Here is a 23064-nt window from a genome sequence, read left to right as displayed (position 1 = left end):
TCTCATCAAAAAAGAGCGTGCCTGATGGCCAAGGCACGCGTTCAGTTCATCTGCCAGAATTGTGGCGCGGTTCATACGCGCTGGGCGGGCAAGTGCGACTCTTGCGGCGAGTGGAATACGCTCGTCGAAGAAGGCACCAATAGCGGCATTGGTTCCGGCCCCGGCTCCATGCTTTCAAAGCGCAAAGGCCGTGCGGTTGCCCTCACCTCGCTATCGGGTGAAATTGAAGATGCCCCGCGCATCATTTCCGGTATCAGCGAGCTTGATCGCGTCACCGGCGGTGGCTTTGTGCGCGGCTCTGCCATCCTGATTGGCGGTGATCCCGGTATTGGTAAATCCACGCTCCTGACTCAGGCAGCAGCAGCCCTTGCCAATCGCGGGCACCGCATCGTCTATGTGTCAGGCGAAGAAGCGGTTGCGCAGATTCGTCTGCGTGCGCAACGATTGGGCGTTGCCAGTTCTTCGGTTGAACTGGCTGCCGAAACCAATGTCGAAGACATTCTTGCAACTGTTTCCGATGGCAAGCGGCCCGACCTCGTGATCATCGATTCGATCCAGACACTCTGGACCGATATGGCAGATTCCGCGCCCGGTACGGTGACACAAGTGCGTTCCTCCGCACAAGCCATGATCCGCTATGCCAAGCAGACAGGTGCTGCCGTTGTTCTCGTCGGCCACGTCACCAAGGAAGGCCAGATTGCCGGTCCGCGCGTGGTTGAACATATGGTCGATGGTGTTCTTTATTTTGAAGGCGAAGGTGGGCATCAGTATCGCATTTTGCGGACCGTCAAAAACCGTTTCGGGCCGACCGACGAAATCGGCGTCTTTGAAATGTCAGACGGTGGTTTGCGTGAAGTGACCAATCCGTCTGAACTGTTTCTTGGCGAGCGCAACGAAAAATCGCCGGGTGCTGCGGTTTTTGCAGGCATGGAAGGCACGCGCCCGGTGCTGGTCGAAATACAAGCGCTCGTTTCTCCCTCCTCGCTCGGCACACCGCGGCGCGCCGTTGTGGGTTGGGACGGAAGCCGTCTTGCAATGATTCTGGCTGTACTCGAATCACATTGCGGCGTGCGCTTTGGTCAGCATGATGTTTATCTCAATGTGGCAGGCGGCTATCGTATCAGCGAACCGGCAGCCGATATTGCGGTGGCTGCAGCGCTTGTTTCATCAATTGCAGGCATTGCGCTCCCTGCAGATTGTGTTCATTTCGGCGAAATCAGCCTTTCAGGTGCTGTTCGTGCGGTTTCACATGCAGTACAGAGACTGAAAGAAGCCGAAAAGCTTGGCTTCAGACAAGCCGTTGTTCCTGGTGGAAGCAGCGAACTCTGGAAAGATCGCAACTTCGGCCTTATGGAAACAACAGCACTTTCGGACCTTGTGGTGCGCATTGCCGCATCGGGACCGGGTAAAAAAACTTGATCTGAGGCTATCACGCTGTAGATCGTTGAAATTAATGAGCTTTAGCATGGGAAGATTTCGTCAACTTTCCGCTGTTAAACTATTGCAAATTTGACTGCCCCGCACGCGGTAAAGCCGGTGCGTATAAATTAAGGACAGGCCAGAATGCCGATTACCTTGCTTGATGGAATTTTACTCGGGATAACGCTGGTTTCCGCCGTTCTGGCGATGGTACGCGGTTTTTCTCGCGAAGTCCTGTCGCTGGTTTCATGGGCCGCAGCCGCCGCAGCCGCATATCTCTTTTATCAGCCGGTGCTGCCTTACCTGCAGCCTTACATTAACAACGAAACAATCGCGAAGATTGCAGCCGCTGGCGCAGTTTTCCTTGTTGTTCTGATTGTTGTCTCGCTGATCACCATGAAGATTGCCGATTTCATCATCGACAGCCGCATCGGTGCGCTCGACCGCACCTTAGGCTTTTTGTTCGGTGCTGCGCGCGGCGTATTGCTCGTTGTTGTTGCAATGCTGTTCTTCAACTGGCTGGTTCCGACAAACCAGCCAGCATGGGTCAATAATGCGAAATCCAAGCCAATGCTCGATTCCTTTGGCCAACAACTGATTGATTTGCTTCCGGCAGATCCTGAATCGGCTATCAAGCAGTTCAAGCCGGGTCAGGAAACGCAGGCTCCCGCAGGCGCCCCTGCCGAACAGCCGGTACCGGACGACACACCGGCTGCAAACTGATCCTGAACACCATTTTTTGAAACCGGCAGCATAAAGCTGTCGGTTTCATCTGTTTTTAGTCAAAGTCTTACATTATATCAGCGGCTGAAACGCACAGCATGTAAGGGACCGCTTTTAAAATAGCGCTCTTTCCTGTAAATGTTGCTTTTAGTAACCGCAATCGAAAGGCCTTGCGGACAATGTTCCAACAATCGCATGACGAAAACTCCTTTATGCTGGACGATGATACGTTGCATGAAGAGTGCGGTGTATTTGGCATTCTTGGCCATGAGGACGCCGCAGCGCTGACGGCTCTTGGTCTGCATGCTTTGCAGCATCGCGGACAGGAAGCTGCCGGTATCGTTTCCTATCACAACCGCCGCTTCCATTCGGAACGGCATATGGGTCTGGTGGGCGACCACTTCACCGATGCTTCGACGCTCAACCGCCTGCCCGGCGACCGCGCCATTGGCCATGTGCGTTATTCCACGACCGGCGAAACGATCCTGCGCAATGTGCAGCCGCTTTTCGCAGAGCTGGAAGTTGGCGGCATCGCGATTGCCCATAACGGCAATTTCACCAATGGCATTACACTGCGCAAGCAGCTGATTGCTTCAGGCGCTATCTTTCAGGCAACATCGGACACCGAAGTCGTGCTGCACATGATTGCACGCTCACGTCAAGCCTCGTCGAGTGATCGCTTTGTCGATGCGATCCGTCAGGTTGAGGGTGGTTATGCGATGCTGGCATTGACCCGCACCAAGCTGATTGCAGCGCGTGATTCTATTGGTATCCGCCCGCTGGTGATGGGTGAACTCGACGGCAAGCCGATCTTCTGCTCGGAAACCTGTGCGCTTGATATTATCGGCGCGAAATATATCCGCGACGTTGAAAATGGCGAAGTCATCATCTGTGAAATTCAGAAAGATGGCTCCATCACCACCGATTGTATCAAGCCGGAAAACCCGCAACCAGAACGCCTCTGCCTGTTTGAATATGTCTATTTCGCGCGCCCGGACTCAGTTGTCGGCGGTCGCAGCGTTTATGTTGCGCGCAAGAACATGGGCATGAATCTGGCCAAGGAAGCGCCAATCGAAGCCGATGTTGTGGTGCCTGTACCAGATGGCGGAACGCCTGCGGCGCTTGGCTTTGCGCAGGCCAGTGGTATTCCGTTTGAATATGGTATTATTCGCAATCATTATGTCGGCCGCACGTTCATCGAACCAACGCAGAGTATCCGTGCCCTTGGTGTGAAGCTCAAGCATTCGGCCAATCGCGCGATGATTGAAGGCAAGCGCGTTGTGCTGGTGGATGATTCCATCGTGCGCGGCACAACCTCCGTCAAGATCGTGCAGATGATCCGCGATGCCGGTGCCAAGGAAGTGCATATTCGCGTCGCAAGCCCGATGATTTTCCACCCGGATTTCTACGGGATTGATACGCCCGACCGCGAAAAGCTGCTGGCGAACCAGTATGACAGTCTGGAGGCGATGTGTCGTTATATCGGTGCGGATTCGCTGGCGTTTCTGTCGATTGACGGACTGTACAAAGCAGTTGGTGGTGAAGCACGTGATCCAAAGGCCCCTGCCTTTACAGATCACTATTTCACGGGTGAATATCCGACCCGTCTCCTTGATCAGGAAGGCGAAGACAACGTTCACACGCTGTCACTGCTCGCCTCAAACGGCTGATCAATTGTCTTCACGCAGGCGGCTAAAAGGGCCGCCTGTTTCATATGTTAGCATTAAACTGGGGGTAAAATGAGTATCGACCTTACTGGCCGACTGGCTTTGGTAACGGGCGCGTCGCGCGGTATTGGCTATTTTCTTTCGCTTGAACTTGCAAAGCGTGGCGCACATGTGATTGCGGTTGCGCGCACGGTTGGCGGGCTTGAAGAACTCGACGATGATATTCGCAAGGTCGGCGGCAGCACAACGCTGGTGCCACTCGACATTACTGATATGGAAGCCATTGATCGTCTTGGCGGCTCCATTCATGAGCGTTGGGGCAAACTCGACATTCTGGTCGCCAATGCAGGTATTCTCGGCACGATTTCCCCCATCGGCCATATAGAATCCAAAGTTTTCGATCAGGTTATGAATGTAAATGTCACAAGCGTATGGCGCCTGATCCGCACAACAGACCCGCTGCTGCGCGCATCGGATGCAGGACGCGCCATTCTGCTTTCGTCAGGCGTTGCCCACACCTGCCGTGCTTTCTGGGCGCCTTATGCCGCTTCAAAAGCCGCTGTCGAGGTGATGGGACGCAGTTGGGCCGAAGAAACCAAGCAGATGAAGCTGAACATCAATTCGGTCAATCCGGGCGCAACCCGTACCGCCATGCGCGCCAAGGCTATGCCGGGAGAAGATCCCGAAACGCTGCCGACCCCGCAATCAGTGGCCGAGAAAATCGTCAAGCTTGCCGATCCGAAGCTTGATGTGAGCGGCAAGCTTTATGATGTGCGTCAGGACCGCTTCCTCGATTATCATATGCCTTCCTGATTTACCGTTTCCGGCCTTGCACAAAACCAAGGCCGGAATTATTCTTTTTTTTCTTTTCCGCTCCAGCCGCATCTTTCGGCCCTGTTTTTAGAGCGAACTTTCTCAACCAATCATGCGACCGCCTGTTTTCCCAACGTTACTGGAGGATCGATGACACACGCCTATCAGCAATTTATCATCATAAGCGGCGGCCCAGGTTCGGGCAAAAGCACGCTCATCGACGCGCTCGAACAAAAGGGTTTTTCCCGTAGTGTCGAAGCTGGCCGCGCGGTTATTCAGCATCAGGTTAGGATTGGAGGAAAAGCGTTGCCTTGGGCTGACCGTGTGCTTTTTGCAGAGCTGATGCTTTCATGGGAAATGCGCTCTTACGATCGCGCGCGCGAGAAAAAAGGGCCAGTATTCTTTGACCGGGGTATACCGGATGTTCTTGGCTATCTCACGCTTTGCGGATTGCCAATTCCGCAACACATGCACCGGGCAGCGCTGATGATTCGATATAACAGAACGGTGTTTTTGGCCCCACCATGGGAAGAAATTTTCGCACAAGATAACGAACGAAAACAGAGTTTTGCCGAAGCCACCCAAACCTTCGAAGCGATTGAAAACACCTATAGGAAACTTGGATATGAAATCGCACTCCTGCCGAAATCATCGGTTCAGGAGCGCGTTCATTTCATTGCACAAAGCTTGCCGTCAGCTTTCCGCGGACGGCTCATTTTCTAGCACTGTACGGCGGTCGGCAGCTTCGCGTTTGTTCCACGCAACGAGGCTGAATGGCAGGAAAGCCAGATAGGCCAATGCCGTCAGTGTCAGCGTGTGCCATGTGAAACTCATAAGAAAGGCCACATAGATAACCACGAGCAAGATCAACGGCATAACGAAATCGCGGCGAATGAGGCTTCCCGCCGATTTGCCATTATAGACCGGCAATCGGCTGACCAGCAGGAAGGCAATCGCCACAGTGAAAATCGCAACGGCAAAAGCCAGCCCCTTGCTTGGCGTAAGCCCGAGAAAGCCGAGATAAACAGGCAGCAACACCAGCATAGCACCCGCAGGCGCAGGCACACCGATGAAGTAATTGCTCTGCCATGGCGGACGGTTCGGGTCCTCCAGCATCACATTGAAGCGGGCCAGACGCAGGCAGCAGGCAATCGCATAAAGAAGTGCTGCGATCCAGCCGAAAGAGCGCGCCTGATCAAGCACATAAACATAGAGAACAAGTGCCGGGGCAACGCCGAAATTCACAATATCTGCGAGCGAATCCATCTGCTCGCCGAACTTAGACGAGCCTTTCATCATGCGTGCAACACGGCCATCCACACCATCGAGGAATGCCGCAATCAGCACCATCATCACGGCAAGTTCAAAGCGGTGTTCAAACGCCAGACGAATACCCGTCAAACCTGCGCAGATGGCAAGAACCGTGATGACATTCGGAACAACAATACGCAGCGGGATCTGCGAAAGTTTGGGGCCGCGCGAAGAATCCACGCGGCCATTTGGCTCAAAGGGTGGGAATGGTGTTTCCATCAGCTCAGGCGATCCGCACCACAGGTTCTGCGCGTTCACTGCCAAATTCCGCAAGAACGGTTTCACCCGCCACAGCCGTCTGGCCAATAGCCACACGAACAGATGCACCGGCTGGCAGATAGACGTCAACACGTGAGCCGAAGCGGATCAGGCCAAAACGTTCGCCCACGCTAAGATTATCGCTTTCACGCGACCAGCAAACGATGCGGCGTGCAACCAGACCTGCGATCTGCACAACGCCGACTTTACCGTTTGCGCTGTCGATAAGAACGGAATTGCGTTCATTATCGGTGCTGGCCTTGTCGAGTTCAGCATTGAGGAACTTGCCCGGACGGTGGAAAATCTTTTCGATCTTACCACGTACCGGTGCACGGTTGATGTGAACGGAAAACACATTCATAAAAACCGAAATACGCATCAGCGGCTCTGCACCGAGTTCCAGTTCTGCGGGTGGCACGGCCGGGCCGACAAAAGAAACCTTGCCATCGGCCGGACTAATCACAAGATCATCGGCAATCGGCGTTACACGTTCAGGATCGCGGTAGAAATAGATACACCAGATGGTGAGAACGAGGCCGATCCAGAACAACGGATTCCACAGCCAGCCCAGAATGAGCGAAACCACGAAAAACGCCGCGATAAACGGGTAGCCTTCACGATGGATCGGCACGAAAGTGTTTCGAATTGTATCAGACAGGCTCATCACTTTTCCTTTAAGTTTGGCCGTTTTTACCTCATCCTGCCCAAAATCCAAATTGATTTCGAAAATTATTCACGGCTGTCAGGCCGCGTGATCCTATCACGCCTTATGGCCAGTAATTCGTATAGCGCGCGAAAATGATAAAGAGCGCAAAGAGGATCACAGCCGAGATCACAAAAACACAGGCGATTTTATAGACGCTTCACACCAGCCACAGCGAAAATCTGATCATTTGCTTTCCTTGTGCAAATACTGGCTTCTCGACTCGTCTGTAAAAACGTGTGCAACGAAATTTGCTGTCCACTCACCCATAATTTCGTATGGCGTCCCACCCACCTCCAGGTCCTCTTCGAACCAGTTTGGGGTGTCAAAGGATCCTTGAACCTATCTGTAAAGTAGAATTGACTTTCGCCACTAATTAGCAACATGGCACCTTGCGTTTCAACGTCCCCGTTAAAATAACCATATACGCCGGCTGCTCCATGTGAGAATTGAATAGGTTTAAAGTCATAATTTCATTCAAAAATTATACCAGAGTGCCCCCACCCCGCGTTCTCGAGCTTTGCTTGCAATCTGTCCTGACAACCGACGAAATGCACCTTCTTTTCCATCGTGATAAGCATAATGTTCCGCAATCTCTCGCAAATGGCCTATTTCCAACAAAGTTACCGGGCGGCCATTCCCATAATAATAATGCTTCACGAAATCCGAATTACTCCAGCGACCATAAGATGCTGCAAGACTCGATGAAAAATTATGCGTTGCATACTCTGTTGCCCCTTCGACATATGGCTCAGCGATACATCGCAATTATACTCTTCACCGGGATGGCCAGTCACAGGCCGTTCATTCCATGAGAATAATTTGCCGTCATTGGCAGCATGTTCGCTTCGCACGCGGCCATCACACTTTGTACGCCAAATATAATGTGTGGTGCTCTGCTCCTCAGCACCAACATTCGCTTTGTGTGACACTGCTTGATGATAACGCGTCAGATACCAAAGAAACTTTTCTTCGGTGTGTGAAGCATCCATAATTTCGTTCCAAACACGAGGAACACTGCCATGTTTGATGCAGTGACTGAAAGCTTCCCGACGGCTTAATTCATTTAACCGCTGTCTGCTCTTATCGATCTTCGATAAATATGTATTCATGAGCCCTCTCAAATTACAATTCCTGAGAGGTTAAAGGCGATAGATCCTAAGGGGATAACTTATTCAAAAATTTGTTTTTATCAGGCTGGAAAGTTGCATTTCATCAGCGTGAACGACAACGGCGCTTTTCAAACCATGCAAGATTTTTCAAATTGGGATTATCGAAATTGCGTCGATCACAACGTGGCACCCGGCGATCTCTGTTCGTCACATATAGAAAATTTGGAGACACCCAGTCTTTGTAATAACCATTGCAGTCATCGTTCAATGGTCCCGAGGGATCAACCTTCCTCCGGGCTTCATGGTCAGAAAGCGGAATAAGTCTGTTCGTTTCCCCATCGATCAATTTGAGACCACCAGAGCTACGAACCTTAATATAGCGGTCATTAAAGCACATGCTTGAAATTCGAGTTGCAAGACGCGTTTTACCGTCAGATGCATAGAGGTTACTCTGACTCTGTCGTATTGAACCGTAAAATTCACGTTTCACAATCATGCCATTGGGCAAGATAAAACTGTCGGTCAAATAGACAGAAAGCAAAAACAAAATGCGCAAGCTGAGGATAGTTACAATCGTAACGCATAAAAACTCATAGACCCTCCATATCCACCAGAGTGTCTTTTTCCAAAAAATCTTTTGCATTGTCAGCCCCCGCCGGGACTGACAATGCCTTAAATTTCGATCTCTGCAAAGCGAAATGAAACTCACTCAGCAGCAGGCGCGCCGCGTGTGACAACGCCCATATCATCGCTTTCACGAACCTGACGCAGGCGTTCTTCTGCTTCATCCGCCTCGCGCTGACGGCTCCACATCGACGCATAGAGACCATCCTGCAAAAGCAGATCGCGATGCGTGCCACGTTCGGCAATCAGGCCATCTTTGAGCACGATGATTTCGTCGGCACTGATCACAGTGGAAAGGCGGTGTGCGATCACCAGCGTCGTGCGGCCCCGGCTGACAATATCAAGTGCCGACTGAATTTCCTGTTCTGTCGCGGTATCAAGCGCCGATGTCGCCTCATCAAGGATCAGGATCGGCGGCGCTTTCAGGATCGTGCGGGCAATGGCTACGCGTTGCTTTTCACCGCCCGAAAGCTTCAGCCCGCGCTCGCCGACCATCGCCTGATAACCTTCCGGCAGATGTTTGATGAACTGGGAAATCTGCGCCATTTCAGCCGCCTTTTCCACTTCGCTGTCGGTTGCATCAGTGCGGCCATAACGGATGTTATAAGCAATCGTATCGTTGAACAGCACCGTATCCTGCGGGACCATGCCGATCACTTTACGAAGGCTTTCCTGTGTCACGTCGCGCACATCCTGCCCATCAATCGTGACAGAACCCGACTGCACGTCATAGAAACGGAACAAAAGACGCGAGATGGTGGATTTGCCAGCGCCCGATGGGCCGACAATCGCCACCGTTTTGCCCGCAGGCACTTCAAAGCTCACGCCTTTCAGGATCGGGCGGTTGGCATCATAGGCAAAATGCACATCGTTGAACCGGATTGCCCCCTTATCGACGTGGAGTGGCGCAGCAGTTGGCTTATCCTGCACTTCCTGCTGAACATCGAGAAGGTCGAACATCTGCTCGATATCAGTGAGGCCCTGACGGATCTCGCGATAGATAAAGCCGATGAAATTGAGCGGAATGGAAAGCTGCATCAGCATGGCATTGATGAAGACAAAGTCACCCAGCGACTGCGTGCCAGCCTGCACCTCGCGTGCCGACATGACCATAACAATCGCCATACCAACACCAAAGATCACAGCCTGACCAAAGTTCAGCCAGCCAAGTGACGTCCAGGTCTTTGTCGCCGCATCTTCATAACGCGCCATGGACGCATCGAAGCGCTTGGCTTCCATGGTCTCATTGCCAAAATATTTAACGGTTTCGAAGTTGAGCAGCGAATCGATGGCCTTTGTGTTGGCATCGGTATCGGAATTATTCATTTCGCGGCGAATATTGATGCGCCAGTCACTCGCCTTAATCGTGAACCACGTATAGGCAACCACAGTCAGGGCCACGACCAGCAGATAGGAAAAGCCGTAGGCGTAGGCGAAAATCACCGCTGTCAGTGCAAATTCGAGAATAGTCGGCAGCGTGTTGAGGATTGTGAAACGAACAATCGTTTCAATACCCTTGGTGCCGCGCTCAATAACGCGCGAAAGTCCGCCCGTGCGCCGCTCCAAGTGGAAGCGCAACGAAAGCTGGTGCATATGCACAAAGGTCTTATAGGCAAGCTGGCGCACAGCATATTGCCCGACACTGGCAAACAGCGCATCGCGTAGCTGATTGAGACCCGCCTGTATGATCTTGGCTGCATTATAGGCCAGAACCAGCATAACCGCGCCAATGAGGACAACTGGAATATAGTCCGGTGCATCAAGCTGACCGTTCAGCGCATTCGTCACCCATTTGAAAAAATAGGGAACGAGGATCAGTACGATCTTGGAAATCACCAGAAAGAACGTTGCCCAAACCACGCGCATACGCAGATCCGGCCGCTCGTTTGGCCACATATAGGGCCAGAGATTTCGCAATGTCTTGAGCGTTTCGCCGGAATCGGCAGAAACCGTTTTAGGGGAACTCATGGTGTATCTTTCAAATCAGACGGTTTTTTCGCAGCAGCCATTTCGAAAAGCTGCAAGGTGCGAACGAATAAGGGTCAGTTGCTGCCAGTTGACGCTGTAGCGGGAGGTCTGGCGGTCAGGCCGGTAGTTAACAAGACCAGCCTGTACGAGAACTTTGAGATGCTGCGACACGGTGGACTGCGCAAGGTCAAGCCGACCGACAATGTCCTTGCAGCAGCAGGCATCCTCAAGAATAAGCTGTCGCAGAATGTGAATGCGCACCGGATGACCGAGCGCTGCATAAATGCGCGCTGCAAGATCGTCATCCACGCCCGGAAAAACATCGGTCATCGTTTCTAGAGAAATCTTCATCGTAGATCGACGATATACGATTATACTCAAAAAAGCAATGTAATGCAGCACCCTTTTCTAAAGGGTGCTGCATTTAAAAACAGATTTTGCCGTTCTTGGTCAGTCGGAAGAATTCTTCAGGCGGCGCTTCACCTCATCATCAGCGAGCGGCTGCTGCGGCATGACAAAAACCTGTCCCGGTAAAATCAGGTCGGGATTACGGATCTGGTCGCGATTGGCGAGATAAATCGTGGTATAACGCGTGCCATAGCCGTAAGTGCGTTTGGAAATGGTCCAGAGGTTATCCCCCTTACGGATGATCACCGAGCCTTCCACCTTTTGTAAAGGCGCACCACTGGCCGCATTTTGCGCAGCATCATTCTGACCGCTGGTTCCCAGTGCAACAGCCGAAACATTCTGGCCAGCCTCACGGCGGAACGGCACGCGGGCCGTCGCGATCACCCGCCCGTTCGCATTGAGCAGATCGGCGCGGATAATGTAATCACCCACGGCAAGCGGCTTCTGGCTTTCAACCAGAAAGCGGCCCTCTGGCGAAATCGAGCTGGAGCCCAGAAGAATCTCATTGGCATTCACGACAACGCGGCTGCCCTCTGGCGAGCCTTTGGCGCTGCCTGCAACAAACACCTTGTTGCCTTCAATTTCGACGGCTTCAATGCCAAGCGGCGCATCGGGGTCAGCTTTCGCCTGCGGCACCGACTGTGAGGGCGCTGCACCTGCATCCGTCGATGACGCGCTTTGCTCGACAGGCGCTTCCGGCTTCGTGATCAAACGGCTTGCCTGCCCCGGTTCTTCGACAAGGGCCAGAACCTGACCATTGCTGTTATCAGGTACAGAAACGATCGCCGTCTGTGCAGAGGTTGCAACGGTGCCACCTGATCCGCCAGCGCGCAGCACAAGCTGATGATCACCGGGTTTGAGCGGCTGATCGAGAACGATCGCAAAATCGCCATTTGGCCCGGCCTTTGCCGTTCCAACAACTCTGGAGCCAGAAAGGATTTCAACATCGGCATTGGCTGCCGCCTGTCCTGCAATCACAACGGAACCGTCAGATTCGACACGCAGGATGTCAAAAACCGGTACTTTTGCCTCGTTGGGCGTTTCCGGCGCTGCAACTTGCGCTGTCGGCTCGGAAGGCTGTTGTGGCTGAACTGCCGCCGGTTTCTCAGGTTCGGCTGTAGCAACAGGGGCCTGCTCTTCCGCTGGTTTTTGCGCGCTGCCGGTTTCGGGCGCCTTTGCGGCAATATCCGAATCCGGTACAGCGCCTTGCTCTTTCAGCGAGTTCCAATAATACGCGCCCCCGCCTAGAATAAGGACGAGAAGAATACCGATAATTCCATATCTATAATTTTGCATTTCGGCATGAAACCCATATGAGTAAGTTAACTAAAGGGTTTACCGCTTTTTTTAACGCCTCACAAGAAGTGGAGCCGAACTGCGCTTTCCACCGCAGATATTATTCTTCTGTACAGCTTATTGGTTTTTCCTGATCAGGATCATCCATAAGGTTATAGAGATCCGCGGTTTCGCCTTTGGTCCACCAGATATAAACCCCGCCCGCATATTTGGCACCCGAACCTGCGAGAACATTGGCAGCAATAACTGAATTATCTTCCATTTCGAGCTGCACAAGAGAGTTTTCACCTGCATTATAATAGGTGGCCGAAATGCTTTGATCGCCGCATTTATAAAGAACGGAGTTTTCCGTTACTTCAACATCATCAGACAAAGGGATGGTAATCTCTCCAGCCATAGCCCCCGATGCCGCGAGCGAAAACCCCGCCAACAAAGCCCATTTCTTCATGCCATCCGACTCCTTGTCAAAATTTCACCTCTCCAGAAGTATAGCTATCGTGTTAAAAGTCCAGCCACAGCTTGACGCTCAAACGCCAAAGGCGCACAAGAAATCATGTCTCAGATTCGATCCATTTGTGTTTATTGCGGCTCTTCAACGGGCCAGAATCCCATCTATCGTGAAGCGGGCCTGACGCTTGGGCGCTCGCTTGCGAACCACGGCATACGCCTTGTTTATGGCGGCGGAACGCGCGGCATTATGGGCGCGGTTGCTGAAGGCGTGATGAAGGCTGGCGGCGAAGTCACCGGCATTATTCCGACCTTCCTGCTCGACAAGGAAGCGAGCCTTGAAAAGGCACAGGAGCTGACCGAGCTGATCGTTGTTGGCGATATGCACGAGCGCAAGCATCTGATGTTTCAGAAGTCAGACGCGTTTGTCACCCTCCCCGGCGGCATCGGCACGGTTGAAGAAATCGTGGAAATGATGACATGGGCGCAGCTTGGCAAGCATCGCAAGCCGATGGTTTTTGCCAATATCAACAATTTCTGGCAGCCGATGCTCACTTTGCTTGAACATATGACGAATGAGGGCTTTCTGCACACAGCCCATCAGGTGAAACCGCTGGTGATTGATCAGGCTGAGGACATCGTGCCTGCAATCCTGGCTGCCAATGGCCGTGCACATGAAGGCGATCCAAAGATCATCGAAAAGATGTAATCGCCGCTCTGCACGAGACGCATAATGAAAAAGGGCGGAGCAATCCGCCCTTTTTATCAGCGTGCAACCTATGCATTCACTGCCTTTAATGCAGCTTCACGCTCATCGCTACTCAGTTCAAGACGCTCAAACTTCTCATCCAGCAGAACCGGCAGGGATGCCTGTGGATGTATGGCAACAATGCCATAGGTCTCATCTTCGGCTTCCACATAACGCATAAACGGTGCTTCTTTTTTCGAGAACCGCGAAACGATGTTCTTTTTCTTATGCACCGGATCAAGCGGATTATAAGTGATATTCGTTGCACCCAAGTGCTTCTTGCTGACAGTAATTTTCGCCCAGGCAAAGCGCAATGCAGCAGCCGATTTCATCGCCGATGCGCTGCCCGTGATACGGATGAAGCGAACCAGAAACAGAATGGCCATCGCGAGCATGATCGCAAACAGGCCAAGATCAAAAGCCAGACGGTTCCAGAATTCGTCAATGGCGAGTGTCAGCGTGACATTTTCCGGATCGGAACGCTGCATCACAACATCCGTTTCGTAATCACCACTCGAAAAGCTCACAAATGAGAATTCAACTTTTTTGACGCGACGTTCGCCTTCATAGTCATAGACAATGCCGGCTTTACAGTTAACAGTCATTTTTTTTGACCGGCACTGACCATCCATAATGTTGGCGTCCTCTAAAATGACCGGATCGTTCATAATCAGGTGATCTTTGTAGAGGCCAGGAAACCATGCAAAAGCAACGCCAATACTCGCAAAGGCGAAGACGATACTAAGAAACGGGTACAGCAAGCGGTGCGCTAGCCCGTGCTTTTTTATTTTAATTTCACGAGCAGGAAAAACGCCGCTCAGATCCGGCAATGAAGTGTGTTCAGTCATTTTATAATCGTCTATCGCAGGGCGCTGTTCACAAAGGGGAGGAAAGAACCGCGCCGGTGATACGTCTTGCAGCCTGTCGGCAAAAATCTGCACAAAACGCGATATGAACATGGCAATGCGACGCACAGAAACGTCCCATGCACGGCCATGAAATGAAAAACCTGAATGGCGAATATCACTCATTCAGGCCCTTATCTTTTAGCAATGTCGAATTTTACCGCAATATTGCGAGATCAGCTGATCCGGAAAAACAACGACCAGTCAGTAACAATTATAGACACCGTGACTCCGAATGTGAGGCCGCGGCAGTGTTTATTTCTTCACCAGTGTCGCCACCGCTTCAACATGGGGCGACCACAGAAACTGGTCAATCGGCGTGACACGCGTGATGCGATAACCGCCTTTCACCAGAATGGCGAGATCGCGCGCAAGTGTTACAGGGTTGCACGAAATCGCGACAACCTTTTCCACCTTCGACTTTGCCAGCTCAAGCGCCTGTTCTTCTGCACCCGCACGCGGCGGATCGAAAACCACCGCATTGTAAGGCAGCAATTCCTTCGGCATCAGCGGGCGGCGGAACAGGTCGCGACGTTCCACCGTTACCGGCTTTAAGCCCTGCACGTGGCGCACGCCGCGATCAAGCGCCGCGAGTGCTGGCGCATCGTTTTCAACGGCGTGCACGGCACTCTTTTCGGCAATGCGCAGCGCAAATGTACCAACACCGCAGAAGAGATCTGCCACGCGTTTCGCTTTGCCAAGATGTGCCTGCACCAGCGACACCATCGCCTCTTCGGCATCAACCGTTGCCTGCAAGAAGCAACCCGGGGGTACCGGAACCGGCACTTTGCCAAAATGAATGACCGGCTTTTTGGGCTCGACGATGATTTCGCCTTCATGCGACAGGCGTGCAAAGTCCTTTTTCATCATAAGGGCGGTGAGCGCACGGCGCTGCTCGTCGCTGAGCGTGCCACAGCCACTTGCTGCAAGATCAAGCCCGGAGGCCGTAACAGTCGCGGCCAGTTTGAACGGCTTTGAGCCCGGAGCAATCAGTGCGCCCACTTCGCGCAGATCGTCGAGCCGCGCAATGATTTCCGGCACGGTAACCGCGCATTCGACAATATTGATGATTTCGTGGCTCTGGTGACGGTTAAAACCGAGCAGCACGCCTTTTTCCGTCTTGCGTGCAGCGAAAGTCGCTCGGCGGCGCGATTGCGGCTTGCAAGTAACCAGCGCATCCACTTGCACATCAAGGCCACGGCCCTTCAAGGCTGAGACCACAAGTTCGCGCTTCCATGCGCGGTAAGGCTCGTCCTGCCAGTGTTGCAAAGCGCAGCCACCGCAATCTTCAAAATGCTGGCAGGATGGGTCTTGCCGCTCATCCGAGGTTTCGAGCAGCGCGATTACCGTGGCGCGGTTTTTGTCACGCGCAACATTGGCCACTTCGCCCGGCAGCGTGAAAGGGACAAAAAGCTGGCCATCTGAAAGATTGGCAACGCCATCGCCGCCCGCACCCATCGAGCGGATTGTTACCTGGGTCGTCATTGGTCTTTCTTTCCTGCCAAGAGATATTCACGATTGCCATCGCCACCTTCAATAGGCGACGGACAGAGGCCAAGAGCGCGCCAGCCGGGCTGCGTTTCAAGCCATGATTTCAATTCTTCCGCAATGCGTTCGCCGTCTTTCGGATCACGCAGAATGCCGCCTTTGCCGATAGCCTCACGCCCGGCTTCAAACTGCGGCTTTACGAGAAGCGCGCAGATAGCATCTTTTTGTGCCTGCGCCAATGCCGGAGGCAATGCGAGTTTCAATGAAATGAAACTGACGTCCGACACCACACAATCGACGTCGCGTCCATCAAGATGGGAAATCTCAAGCGCGCGGGCATTAACCCCCTCGCTGTTTGTCACACGTGGGTCATTGCGCAGGCTTTCATGCAACTGATCATGACCGACATCTATGGCAAGCACATGGGTCGCGCCGCGCTCCAGCAAAACCTGCGTGAAGCCGCCAGTTGACGCCCCTATATCAAGCGCGGTGCGCCCCTTCACATCAAGGCCAAAATAATCAAGGGCTGCTATAAGCTTCAACGCACCGCGCGAAACATAGCTGCTTGCCGGATCATCGACAATGATTTTGACGGTGCGCGCAACCGTCTGCCCCGGCTTGGTGACGGGCTTGCCGTCAACCTTCACTGTGCCGCGCAAAATTGCGTCGCGCGCACGCGAACGCGTTGCAAACAAGGCAAGCTCGACCAGCAACTGATCGAGCCGCACACTTTTATCTTGCGTGAAATCAGGCACGGAAGGATGCTGTCACTTCTTCGCGGCCCAAAGCTGCAAAGACGCTATGGACAATACCGGCACGGTCCAGACCGGCATTGGCATACATGACTTCCGGCTTGGCATGATCCTGATAAGTGTCTGGCAGGGTCAGCACACGCACCTTGAGACCGCGATCCAGAAGACCATCGGTCGCAAGGAATTGCAGCACATGGGCAGCAAAGCCACCAGCCGCACCTTCTTCAATCGTCACCAGCACTTCATGCTCACGCGCAAGGCGACGAATGAGATCCTGATCAAGCGGCTTGGCAAAACGTGCATCGGCAACCGTTGTCGAAAGACCTGCCGCAGCAAGCTCGTCAGCAGCGCTCAGGCATTCCTGCAAACGCGTACCGAAGGAGAGAAGTGCCACTTTGGTACCTTCGCGCACGATACGGCCCTTACCGATTTCAAGCACCGAACCACGTTCCGGCAGTTCCACGCCGACACCATCGCCACGCGGATAGCGGAAGGAAATCGGGCCTTCATCATAGTCCGCAGCCGTGCGCACCATATGGCGTAGTTCGGCTTCGTCGGATGCAGCCATAACCACAAAGCCCGGAAGGGCCGCGAGGAAACCGGTATCGAACGAACCGGCATGCGTTGGGCCATCGGCCCCCACCAGACCGGCACGGTCGATGGGAAAACGCACAGGCAGATTCTGGATCGACACGTCGTGCACGACCTGATCATAGCCCCGCTGAAGGAAAGTCGAGTAGATCGCACAGAACGGCTTATAGCCTTCCGTTGCAAGGCCTGCGGCAAAGGTCACCGCATGTTGCTCGGCAATGCCGACATCGAAAATGCGTTTCGGAAAAGCTTCGCCAAAAAGATCAAGGCCGGTGCCGGTCGGCATCGCAGCCGTCACTGCAACGATCTTGTCGTCGTGACGGGCTTCTTCAATCAGGCTGGTGGCGAAAATCTTGGTATAGCTTGGTGCATTTGCTGGCGGCTTTGCCTGCTTGCCAGTGATCACGTCAAACTTGTTGACGCCGTGATATTTGTCGGCAGCGGCCTCAGCGGGCGCATAGCCCTTACCCTTCTGCGTTACCACATGGATCAGCACCGGACCTTCCTGCGTGTCACGCACATTTTTGAGAACGGGCAGCAGATGGTCTAGGTTGTGACCGTCAATCGGGCCGACATAATAAAAGCCCAACTCTTCAAACAGCGTGCCACCAGTGAAAAAAGCGCGCGTAAATTCTTCCGATTTGCGTGCCTTGTCCTGCAAAAACTTCGGCAGTTTCTTGGCAACCTGTTTGGCAGCATCACGCACGCTGCGATAGGTCTTGCCGGAAACAAGACGCGCCAGATAAGCGCTCATAGCACCCGTTGGTGGTGCAATCGACATATCATTGTCGTTGAGGATCACGATCAGGCGCGCATCAAGCGCACCGGCATTGTTCATCGCTTCATAGGCCATGCCCGCAGACATGGAGCCATCGCCGATCACTGCAATCACATTGCGCTTTTCGCCCGAAAGATCGCTTGCCACAGCCATACCAAGACCCGCCGAAATGGAGGTCGAGGAATGGGCTGCGCCAAAGGGGTCATATTCGCTCTCGGTTCGCTTTGTAAAACCAGAGAGGCCGCCTTCCTGTCTGAGGGTTCGGATGCGGTCGCGACGTCCTGTCAGAATTTTGTGCGGATAGGCCTGATGCCCCACATCCCAGATGATACGATCATGCGGCGTGTCAAAAACGTGATGCAGCGCGATGGTGAGTTCCACCACACCAAGCCCCGCCCCAAGATGCCCGCCGGTGGTCGAAACAGCATCGACCAGCTCGGCGCGCAATTCTTCCGCAAGCCTTGGCAAATCCTGTTCCGGCAATGCGCGAAGGGCTTCCGGGGTCGGCGCCTTATCGAGCAATGGGGTGATGGGTCGGGACATGAAAACAACCTGTTCTGGTTCGATTTTTATTTGTCGGTATAGCAGCAGTCAGCACAGATCAAGCTTACCGGGGCCCGGCGAGACATGTTGTCCTATACGATAGCTTTTTGTTTTTATCGCATTATGCAACGCAAAACCGCTTCACACTTTTGCTGGAAATGCTCCATCATTCCGGCAAAGGTATGAACTCTTCTTCATCGCCTGGCACAATATCAAAGCGACCGCTACGCCATTCTTCCTTGGCCTGCTCAATGCGTTCTCTCGAAGACGAGACAAAATTCCACCAGACATAGCGTTTTGAACCAAGCGTTGCACCACCGAACAACATAAAATGCGCGCCTTCAGGGCCAGCCTGTACAACAATATCATCGCCCGGACGAAACGCCAGCAGCCGATCAGGCGGGAACACCTCGCCCCCAATGCCAACATTGCCGCGCAGCGTATAGATCGCGCGTTCTTCGGTTGTTGGCGGAATGTGAAAGCGGCCGCCGGGCAACACGTCAATATCTGCATACAATGTTTCAGCATGCTGGATAACGGGGGATGAAACGCCGTGCATTGAACCAATGATGAGGCGCCCGTTAAACTCGGGGTCTTCCATCAGCGGCAATTCAGGCGAATTGGTATGATAAAAATGCGGATCGCTCTCTTCAAATTGCTCCGGCAATGCCAGCCATGTCTGCACACCGGAGATCGACAGCGGTCCATCCCGCTCTTCTTCCGGCGAGCGCTCAGAATGCACGATGCCGCGACCAGCGGTCATCAAATTCACATCACCCGGACGGATCACCATTTCCGTGCCAAGGCTATCACGATGGCGGATATGGCCGTCGAAGAGATACGTGACTGTTGAAAGACCAATATGCGGATGCGGGCGCACATCCAGCGCGTCACCGTCCTTTAAAACAGCCGGTCCCATACGATCAAAGAAAATAAATGGCCCAACCAGACGCCTGCGCACAGTCGGCAAAGCACGGCGAACTTCCAGCCCGCCAATATCGCTTGTGCGTGGGATGACCAGCGTTTCGATTGCATCCACGGTTGTCTTGTCTCCAAGCACCGGATCAGGACAGGGGAAGAAACTCATCAGGCTGCCACCAATAAAAGCGCACCGGCAAGCCGTTTGCCGGTGCGTGACCTTAAAAAAGATAGGGCTATATCAGCGATTGTGCAACAGGCGCGACAATTCGTTCGTGTCTGGCACTTGCCCATTTGTAGTGAGCTTATCGACCAATCCCGGCAGCACCTGAGAGAGCTGATTAAGCAACTCCTGCTGATCAATACCGGCATGGGCTGCAATTTCGCTCAAAGTCTTCTGGCCAAGCGCATCGCCAAGCTGTCCCGGCTCAATCTGATGATTGCTGCCCTGCCCGACCCAGGAATCCACCTTGTCACCAAGACCTGCCTGTTTGAGCTGATCAAGCAGACCACCTAAGCCGCCACCCAATGGGCCGGGCGCTGCGGGTGCCGAGGCTGCTCCGCCACTGGCAAGCGTCCCGCCAAGCAGACCACCGAGCCCACCCAGAATACCGCCGAGCAAGCCGCCGCCATGATCTGCCTGCTGCGCCGACTGATCCGGGATAGGTGCAGGCTGCTCCGGCTCATCACTGTGCCCTTTGAGCATTTTGCCGACAAGCAATGCACCCAATGCAATCAGAACCGGCTTGGCAAGGCTGCCGCCGGGGATCGGCGAGTTGTTGGAATTGTCATCATAGCTTCCCATCACGCGATACTCCCTGTTGGACGCCGTGACTTTATCACGTGCGATTAAGTTAAGGTGAAATAAGTTTTTGCTTTTGACAAGGATTATACCTTGTCAAATCGAAACTATTGTGAAAATTTTCTAAATTCTTGATGCATATTATTATTTTCGCAATCGGAGATATTAGATTTCTGTTATAAGCTGGATTATTCTTGGACTGATTGCCGGCTTCATCGGCAGTAAAATCGTCAACAAAAGCGGTCAGGGTATGTTCTTCGACATTGCATTAGGCATTGTCGGGGCCATCGTTGGCGGTGTCATTTCTTCATTTCTGTTTGGCCGCGGCGTCACAGGTGCCTTCGATCCAATGAGCCTGATCATTGCCATTATCGGCTCTGTCATCGTTTTGTTGGCCTACCATAAGATTACCGGCAAGCGTTCCATCGGCTAAAAAACACGCTATAGTGCAAAGGCTCCGGTTTGTGCCGGAGCCTTTTTATGACGTTATCCACGAAAGCACCTGCACCTTATGGGGTTCATTGATCATTACATTGCCGCCTATGGTGCTTTCGCCATATTCGTGATTGTCTATTTTGAATCTTTTGGCGCACCGCTTCCCGGCGAAAGTGCCCTGATAGCCTGCTCGCTTCTGGCGTTGCATGGCACGCTGGATATCGAACATGTTTTGCTGGCCGTCTTCATTGGTGCAGTTTTAGGAGATTGCACCGGCTATCTGATCGGCCGCTATGGTGGGCGTGCGTTGATATTGCGCTATGGATATCTGGTGAAGCTAACGCCTGAGAGGCTTGATCAATTCGAGAAACTTTTCGACACTAAGGGCATCTATGTGGTTGCGACCGCCCGTTTCGTTGTGCTGCTAAGACAGCTTAATGGCGTTGTTGCAGGTTCAATGAAGATGAAGCCACTGCATTTTATTGCCGCAAATGTTGTAGGCGCTGCGGGCTGGACACTCGTCTGGGGGCTTGGCCCGTATCTGCTCAGTGGGGTTCTGGCCCCTTATGCGCATCACCTCAAGAAACTATTTTTTTAGAAAAAGCGAAAATACGTTCGAGCGCATCCCGAAAAGTGTGAAACGGTTTTCGGACAAAGATGCACGTTAAAACAAAGAATTAGAGCACCGATCTGATCCGCTTAAATTAGACGTCCTGAAATGCTGACAATAAAGCTGTTACTCAAATACAACAGCTAAAAAATATCCCTAGAAATTATATTTTTCTATTGAGGTGTTGCTTCGTCATTAAAACTTCATTGATCTGACATCTAATTGATATTGTTTGTTTTTTAACGCTCTCTATAAGCAGCTCCGTCACACCTCACTTACGGAGACTCTTATGAGGGTTAAGCATTTTCTCTGCGCTTCGGCTGCAGTATTTTCTTTCGCTTCCGTTGCCCAGGCTGCTGATGCGATTGTTGCACCAGAGCCAGAAGCTGTAGAATATGTTCGCGTTTGCGACGCTTACGGCGCGGGCTACTTCTACATTCCAGGCACAGAAACATGCCTTCGCATCCATGGCTATGTGCGTATGGACATCAAGGGCGGCGACAACGTATATGCCAAGAATATTGCAGGTCGTGACCGCGACACCTACGACATTCTGAGCCGTTTCTCGCTCCGCTTCTCGACCGCTTCGGAAACCGAACTGGGAACACTGAAGACCTATGCTGAAACGCGCTTCCAGTACCAGAATGGCGCTGATGCAGGTTCAACCGGCACTCTGCGTTACGGCTACATCCAGCTCGGCGGCCTTCGTGTGGGTCTGGATGAATCGGCATTCGTAACCTTCACCGGCTATCTTGGCGATGTCATCAATGACGACGTTATTCTGGCAGGCGGCACGCGCACCAACGCAATCAGTTACACTTTCAAGGGCGGCAACGGCTTTTCGGCCATCGTTGCGCTTGAACAGGGCGGCAATGGCGATTCCAATGGTTCCGTCACCATCGACGACTACACGCCACATGTTGTTGGTGGTCTGAAGCTCGCTCAGGATTGGGGTTCAATCGCTGGTGTTGCAGCTTACGACGCGCTCAATGAAAAGTGGATGGGCAAGGTTCGCCTCGACGTCAACGTCACCGACCAGTTCTCTATCTGGACACAGGGCGCTTACAAGTCGAACGACGACCACTATATTGCAGGCGTTCGTCAGATCGACAGCTTCTACGGCACTTGGGGCGGCGATTGGGCTGTCTGGGGTGGCGCAAAGTACAAGATCAACAAGAAAGCCGCCTTCAACATTCAGGCAGCTTACGAAGAAGCTGGTCGTTTTGCGGGTACTATGAATGTCGCCTACACGCTCGTGCCGGGCTTCACTGTAACGCCTGAAATCTCGTACACCAAGTGGAACGACAATCACTCCGTTCTGAAGGGCAAAGATGCCGTTCAGGGTATGGTTCGCTTCCAGCGTTCGTTCTAAGCCTACTGGCTTGAAAACAGGGGTCACTGCAATCGCGAGACCTCCAGTCAGATCGTAGTGACACAAACAGATAGCGGCTCAAACGAGCCGCTATTTTTTTGATAAAGTGCAGTTGATCTTATTCCGCGTCGAGCGGCTCGGTGCCTGCTGGCTCGCCATCGCGGCCAATGCGAATTTTCTCAACCTTGTCTTCCGCAGATTTGAGCAGCGCGTCGCAATGCTTTTTCAGCGCCTCACCGCGCTCGTAGATGCGGATAGACTCTTCCAGCGGCACATCGCCCCGCTCCAGAGCATCGACGATCTTCTCTAGCTGCTTCAAGGCATCCTCAAAGCTCATAACTGCAATGTCGGTGTTGGACGGTTCGATTACCAT

At 52.9% G+C, this 23064-nt stretch carries 24 protein-coding genes; 9 read left to right on the top strand and 15 right to left on the bottom strand.

The features are described 5' to 3' along the window. The first annotated feature begins 24 nt into the window (after window positions 1-24). The 5 genes from radA to ABE530_RS02620 all read left to right on the top strand — a co-directional run bounded on the left by radA (window position 25) and on the right by ABE530_RS02620 (window position 5345). Window positions 25-1419: a DNA repair protein RadA gene (radA, locus tag ABE530_RS02640; protein ID WP_499693491.1), complete on the top strand. Its 1395-nt coding sequence runs from the start codon at window positions 25-27 to the stop codon at window positions 1417-1419. Between the two features lie 144 nt (window positions 1420-1563). After that, window positions 1564-2142 (top strand): CvpA family protein, encoded by a 579-nt coding sequence (locus tag ABE530_RS02635; protein ID WP_265983089.1) that lies wholly within the window; start codon window positions 1564-1566, stop codon window positions 2140-2142. Between the two features lie 212 nt (window positions 2143-2354). After that, entirely contained in the window at window positions 2355-3812 is a 1458-nt protein-coding gene (purF, locus tag ABE530_RS02630; protein ID WP_323054536.1) for an amidophosphoribosyltransferase, read from the top strand. Window positions 3813-3881: 69 nt separating this feature from the next. Next, entirely contained in the window at window positions 3882-4622 is a 741-nt protein-coding gene (locus ABE530_RS02625; protein WP_499693490.1) for an SDR family NAD(P)-dependent oxidoreductase, read from the top strand. 150 nt (window positions 4623-4772) lie between these two features. Beyond that, window positions 4773-5345 (top strand): AAA family ATPase, encoded by a 573-nt coding sequence (locus tag ABE530_RS02620; protein WP_499693489.1) that lies wholly within the window; start codon window positions 4773-4775, stop codon window positions 5343-5345. Here the strand turns inward: ABE530_RS02620 and pssA are convergent. From pssA to ABE530_RS02580, 8 genes are all read right to left on the bottom strand, one after another. Next, entirely contained in the window at window positions 5316-6152 is an 837-nt protein-coding gene (gene pssA, locus ABE530_RS02615) for a CDP-diacylglycerol--serine O-phosphatidyltransferase (RefSeq protein WP_265983848.1), read from the bottom strand. The genes ABE530_RS02620 and pssA overlap by 30 nt on opposite strands. A gap of 4 nt (window positions 6153-6156) precedes the next feature. Next, the gene (locus ABE530_RS02610; protein WP_499693661.1) at window positions 6157-6858 is read right to left on the bottom strand and encodes a phosphatidylserine decarboxylase; all 702 of its coding nucleotides are present in this window, start codon (window positions 6856-6858) and stop codon (window positions 6157-6159) included. Window positions 6859-7550: 692 nt separating this feature from the next. After that, window positions 7551-8006 (bottom strand): phage minor head protein, encoded by a 456-nt coding sequence (locus ABE530_RS02605; protein ID WP_499693488.1) that lies wholly within the window; start codon window positions 8004-8006, stop codon window positions 7551-7553. A gap of 103 nt (window positions 8007-8109) precedes the next feature. Then, entirely contained in the window at window positions 8110-8649 is a 540-nt protein-coding gene (locus tag ABE530_RS02600; RefSeq protein ID WP_499693487.1) for a hypothetical protein, read from the bottom strand. A 62-nt stretch (window positions 8650-8711) separates the two neighbouring features. Beyond that, window positions 8712-10598 carry an ABCB family ABC transporter ATP-binding protein/permease gene (locus ABE530_RS02595; RefSeq protein ID WP_499693486.1) on the bottom strand — a complete coding sequence of 629 codons (1887 nt, stop codon included), beginning with the start codon at window positions 10596-10598 and terminating at the stop codon, window positions 8712-8714. 15 nt (window positions 10599-10613) lie between these two features. Next, a complete protein-coding gene (locus tag ABE530_RS02590) occupies window positions 10614-10949 on the bottom strand; it encodes an ArsR/SmtB family transcription factor (RefSeq protein ID WP_265983080.1) in 336 nt (111 codons plus the stop codon). Between the two features lie 99 nt (window positions 10950-11048). Further along, entirely contained in the window at window positions 11049-12302 is a 1254-nt protein-coding gene (locus ABE530_RS02585; protein ID WP_499693485.1) for a LysM peptidoglycan-binding domain-containing protein, read from the bottom strand. 100 nt (window positions 12303-12402) lie between these two features. After that, entirely contained in the window at window positions 12403-12750 is a 348-nt protein-coding gene (locus tag ABE530_RS02580; RefSeq protein ID WP_265983078.1) for an MliC family protein, read from the bottom strand. A gap of 105 nt (window positions 12751-12855) precedes the next feature. On the opposite strand from ABE530_RS02580, the gene ABE530_RS02575 reads away from it, so the two are divergent. Further along, window positions 12856-13458, top strand: a complete 603-nt coding sequence (locus ABE530_RS02575; RefSeq protein WP_499693484.1) for an LOG family protein — start codon at window positions 12856-12858, stop codon at window positions 13456-13458. 68 nt (window positions 13459-13526) lie between these two features. Here ABE530_RS02575 and ABE530_RS02570 read toward each other — a convergent pair whose 3' ends face one another. From ABE530_RS02570 to ABE530_RS02545, 6 genes are all read right to left on the bottom strand, one after another. Further along, on the bottom strand, window positions 13527-14528 hold the full coding sequence (locus ABE530_RS02570; RefSeq protein ID WP_499693483.1) for a hypothetical protein: 1002 nt from the start codon (window positions 14526-14528) through the stop codon (window positions 13527-13529). Between the two features lie 129 nt (window positions 14529-14657). Next, window positions 14658-15887, bottom strand: a complete 1230-nt coding sequence (locus ABE530_RS02565; RefSeq protein WP_499693482.1) for a class I SAM-dependent RNA methyltransferase — start codon at window positions 15885-15887, stop codon at window positions 14658-14660. Continuing rightward, on the bottom strand, window positions 15884-16645 hold the full coding sequence (locus tag ABE530_RS02560; protein WP_265983074.1) for a TlyA family RNA methyltransferase: 762 nt from the start codon (window positions 16643-16645) through the stop codon (window positions 15884-15886). Before ABE530_RS02560 ends, ABE530_RS02565 begins: the two co-directional genes overlap by 4 nt. Next, entirely contained in the window at window positions 16638-18554 is a 1917-nt protein-coding gene (dxs, locus tag ABE530_RS02555) for a 1-deoxy-D-xylulose-5-phosphate synthase (protein ID WP_499693481.1), read from the bottom strand. The genes ABE530_RS02560 and dxs overlap by 8 nt, the downstream gene beginning before the upstream one ends. A gap of 166 nt (window positions 18555-18720) precedes the next feature. Beyond that, entirely contained in the window at window positions 18721-19641 is a 921-nt protein-coding gene (locus tag ABE530_RS02550) for a pirin family protein (protein ID WP_265983072.1), read from the bottom strand. 72 nt (window positions 19642-19713) lie between these two features. Next, window positions 19714-20277 (bottom strand): YidB family protein, encoded by a 564-nt coding sequence (locus ABE530_RS02545; RefSeq protein ID WP_265983071.1) that lies wholly within the window; start codon window positions 20275-20277, stop codon window positions 19714-19716. 166 nt (window positions 20278-20443) lie between these two features. On the opposite strand from ABE530_RS02545, the gene ABE530_RS02540 reads away from it, so the two are divergent. The 3 genes from ABE530_RS02540 (at window position 20444) to ABE530_RS02530 (ending at window position 22691) form a co-directional block, all read left to right on the top strand. Further along, window positions 20444-20707, top strand: a complete 264-nt coding sequence (locus ABE530_RS02540; RefSeq protein ID WP_265983070.1) for a GlsB/YeaQ/YmgE family stress response membrane protein — start codon at window positions 20444-20446, stop codon at window positions 20705-20707. Window positions 20708-20785: 78 nt separating this feature from the next. Next, the gene (locus ABE530_RS02535) at window positions 20786-21307 is read left to right on the top strand and encodes a DedA family protein (RefSeq protein WP_396996517.1); all 522 of its coding nucleotides are present in this window, start codon (window positions 20786-20788) and stop codon (window positions 21305-21307) included. Between the two features lie 301 nt (window positions 21308-21608). After that, window positions 21609-22691: a porin gene (locus ABE530_RS02530; protein WP_396996519.1), complete on the top strand. Its 1083-nt coding sequence runs from the start codon at window positions 21609-21611 to the stop codon at window positions 22689-22691. Window positions 22692-22809: 118 nt separating this feature from the next. On the opposite strand, the gene ABE530_RS02525 is transcribed toward ABE530_RS02530, so the two are convergent. Next, complete coding sequence (locus ABE530_RS02525) at window positions 22810-23064, bottom strand: exodeoxyribonuclease VII small subunit (protein ID WP_499693480.1); 255 nt, start codon at window positions 23062-23064, stop codon at window positions 22810-22812.

Source organism: Brucella sp. TWI559 (assembly GCF_039674265.1).
GTDB lineage: Bacteria > Pseudomonadota > Alphaproteobacteria > Rhizobiales > Rhizobiaceae > Brucella > Brucella chromiisoli.
This window is presented reverse-complemented; position numbering and strand designations above follow the sequence as displayed.

What these genes read in the sequence shown, in the direction of transcription:
- radA (WP_499693491.1), top strand. Translation starts at nt 25, where the DNA reads ATGGCCAAGGCACGCGTTCAGTTCATCTGCCAGAATTGTGGCGCGGTT.
- ABE530_RS02635 (WP_265983089.1), top strand. Translation starts at nt 1,564, where the DNA reads ATGCCGATTACCTTGCTTGATGGAATTTTACTCGGGATAACGCTGGTT.
- purF (WP_323054536.1), top strand. Translation starts at nt 2,355, where the DNA reads ATGCTGGACGATGATACGTTGCATGAAGAGTGCGGTGTATTTGGCATT.
- ABE530_RS02625 (WP_499693490.1), top strand. Translation starts at nt 3,882, where the DNA reads ATGAGTATCGACCTTACTGGCCGACTGGCTTTGGTAACGGGCGCGTCG.
- ABE530_RS02620 (WP_499693489.1), top strand. Translation starts at nt 4,773, where the DNA reads ATGACACACGCCTATCAGCAATTTATCATCATAAGCGGCGGCCCAGGT.
- pssA (WP_265983848.1), bottom strand. Translation starts at nt 6,152, where the DNA reads ATGGAAACACCATTCCCACCCTTTGAGCCAAATGGCCGCGTGGATTCT.
- ABE530_RS02605 (WP_499693488.1), bottom strand. Translation starts at nt 8,006, where the DNA reads ATGAATACATATTTATCGAAGATCGATAAGAGCAGACAGCGGTTAAAT.
- ABE530_RS02600 (WP_499693487.1), bottom strand. Translation starts at nt 8,649, where the DNA reads ATGCAAAAGATTTTTTGGAAAAAGACACTCTGGTGGATATGGAGGGTC.
- ABE530_RS02595 (WP_499693486.1), bottom strand. Translation starts at nt 10,598, where the DNA reads ATGAGTTCCCCTAAAACGGTTTCTGCCGATTCCGGCGAAACGCTCAAG.
- ABE530_RS02590 (WP_265983080.1), bottom strand. Translation starts at nt 10,949, where the DNA reads ATGAAGATTTCTCTAGAAACGATGACCGATGTTTTTCCGGGCGTGGAT.
- ABE530_RS02585 (WP_499693485.1), bottom strand. Translation starts at nt 12,302, where the DNA reads ATGCAAAATTATAGATATGGAATTATCGGTATTCTTCTCGTCCTTATT.
- ABE530_RS02580 (WP_265983078.1), bottom strand. Translation starts at nt 12,750, where the DNA reads ATGAAGAAATGGGCTTTGTTGGCGGGGTTTTCGCTCGCGGCATCGGGG.
- ABE530_RS02575 (WP_499693484.1), top strand. Translation starts at nt 12,856, where the DNA reads ATGTCTCAGATTCGATCCATTTGTGTTTATTGCGGCTCTTCAACGGGC.
- ABE530_RS02570 (WP_499693483.1), bottom strand. Translation starts at nt 14,528, where the DNA reads ATGAGTGATATTCGCCATTCAGGTTTTTCATTTCATGGCCGTGCATGG.
- ABE530_RS02565 (WP_499693482.1), bottom strand. Translation starts at nt 15,887, where the DNA reads ATGACGACCCAGGTAACAATCCGCTCGATGGGTGCGGGCGGCGATGGC.
- dxs (WP_499693481.1), bottom strand. Translation starts at nt 18,554, where the DNA reads ATGTCCCGACCCATCACCCCATTGCTCGATAAGGCGCCGACCCCGGAA.
- ABE530_RS02550 (WP_265983072.1), bottom strand. Translation starts at nt 19,641, where the DNA reads ATGAGTTTCTTCCCCTGTCCTGATCCGGTGCTTGGAGACAAGACAACC.
- ABE530_RS02545 (WP_265983071.1), bottom strand. Translation starts at nt 20,277, where the DNA reads ATGGGAAGCTATGATGACAATTCCAACAACTCGCCGATCCCCGGCGGC.
- ABE530_RS02535 (WP_396996517.1), top strand. Translation starts at nt 20,786, where the DNA reads ATGGGGTTCATTGATCATTACATTGCCGCCTATGGTGCTTTCGCCATA.
- ABE530_RS02530 (WP_396996519.1), top strand. Translation starts at nt 21,609, where the DNA reads ATGAGGGTTAAGCATTTTCTCTGCGCTTCGGCTGCAGTATTTTCTTTC.
- ABE530_RS02525 (WP_499693480.1), bottom strand. Translation starts at nt 23,064, where the DNA reads ATGGTAATCGAACCGTCCAACACCGACATTGCAGTTATGAGCTTTGAG.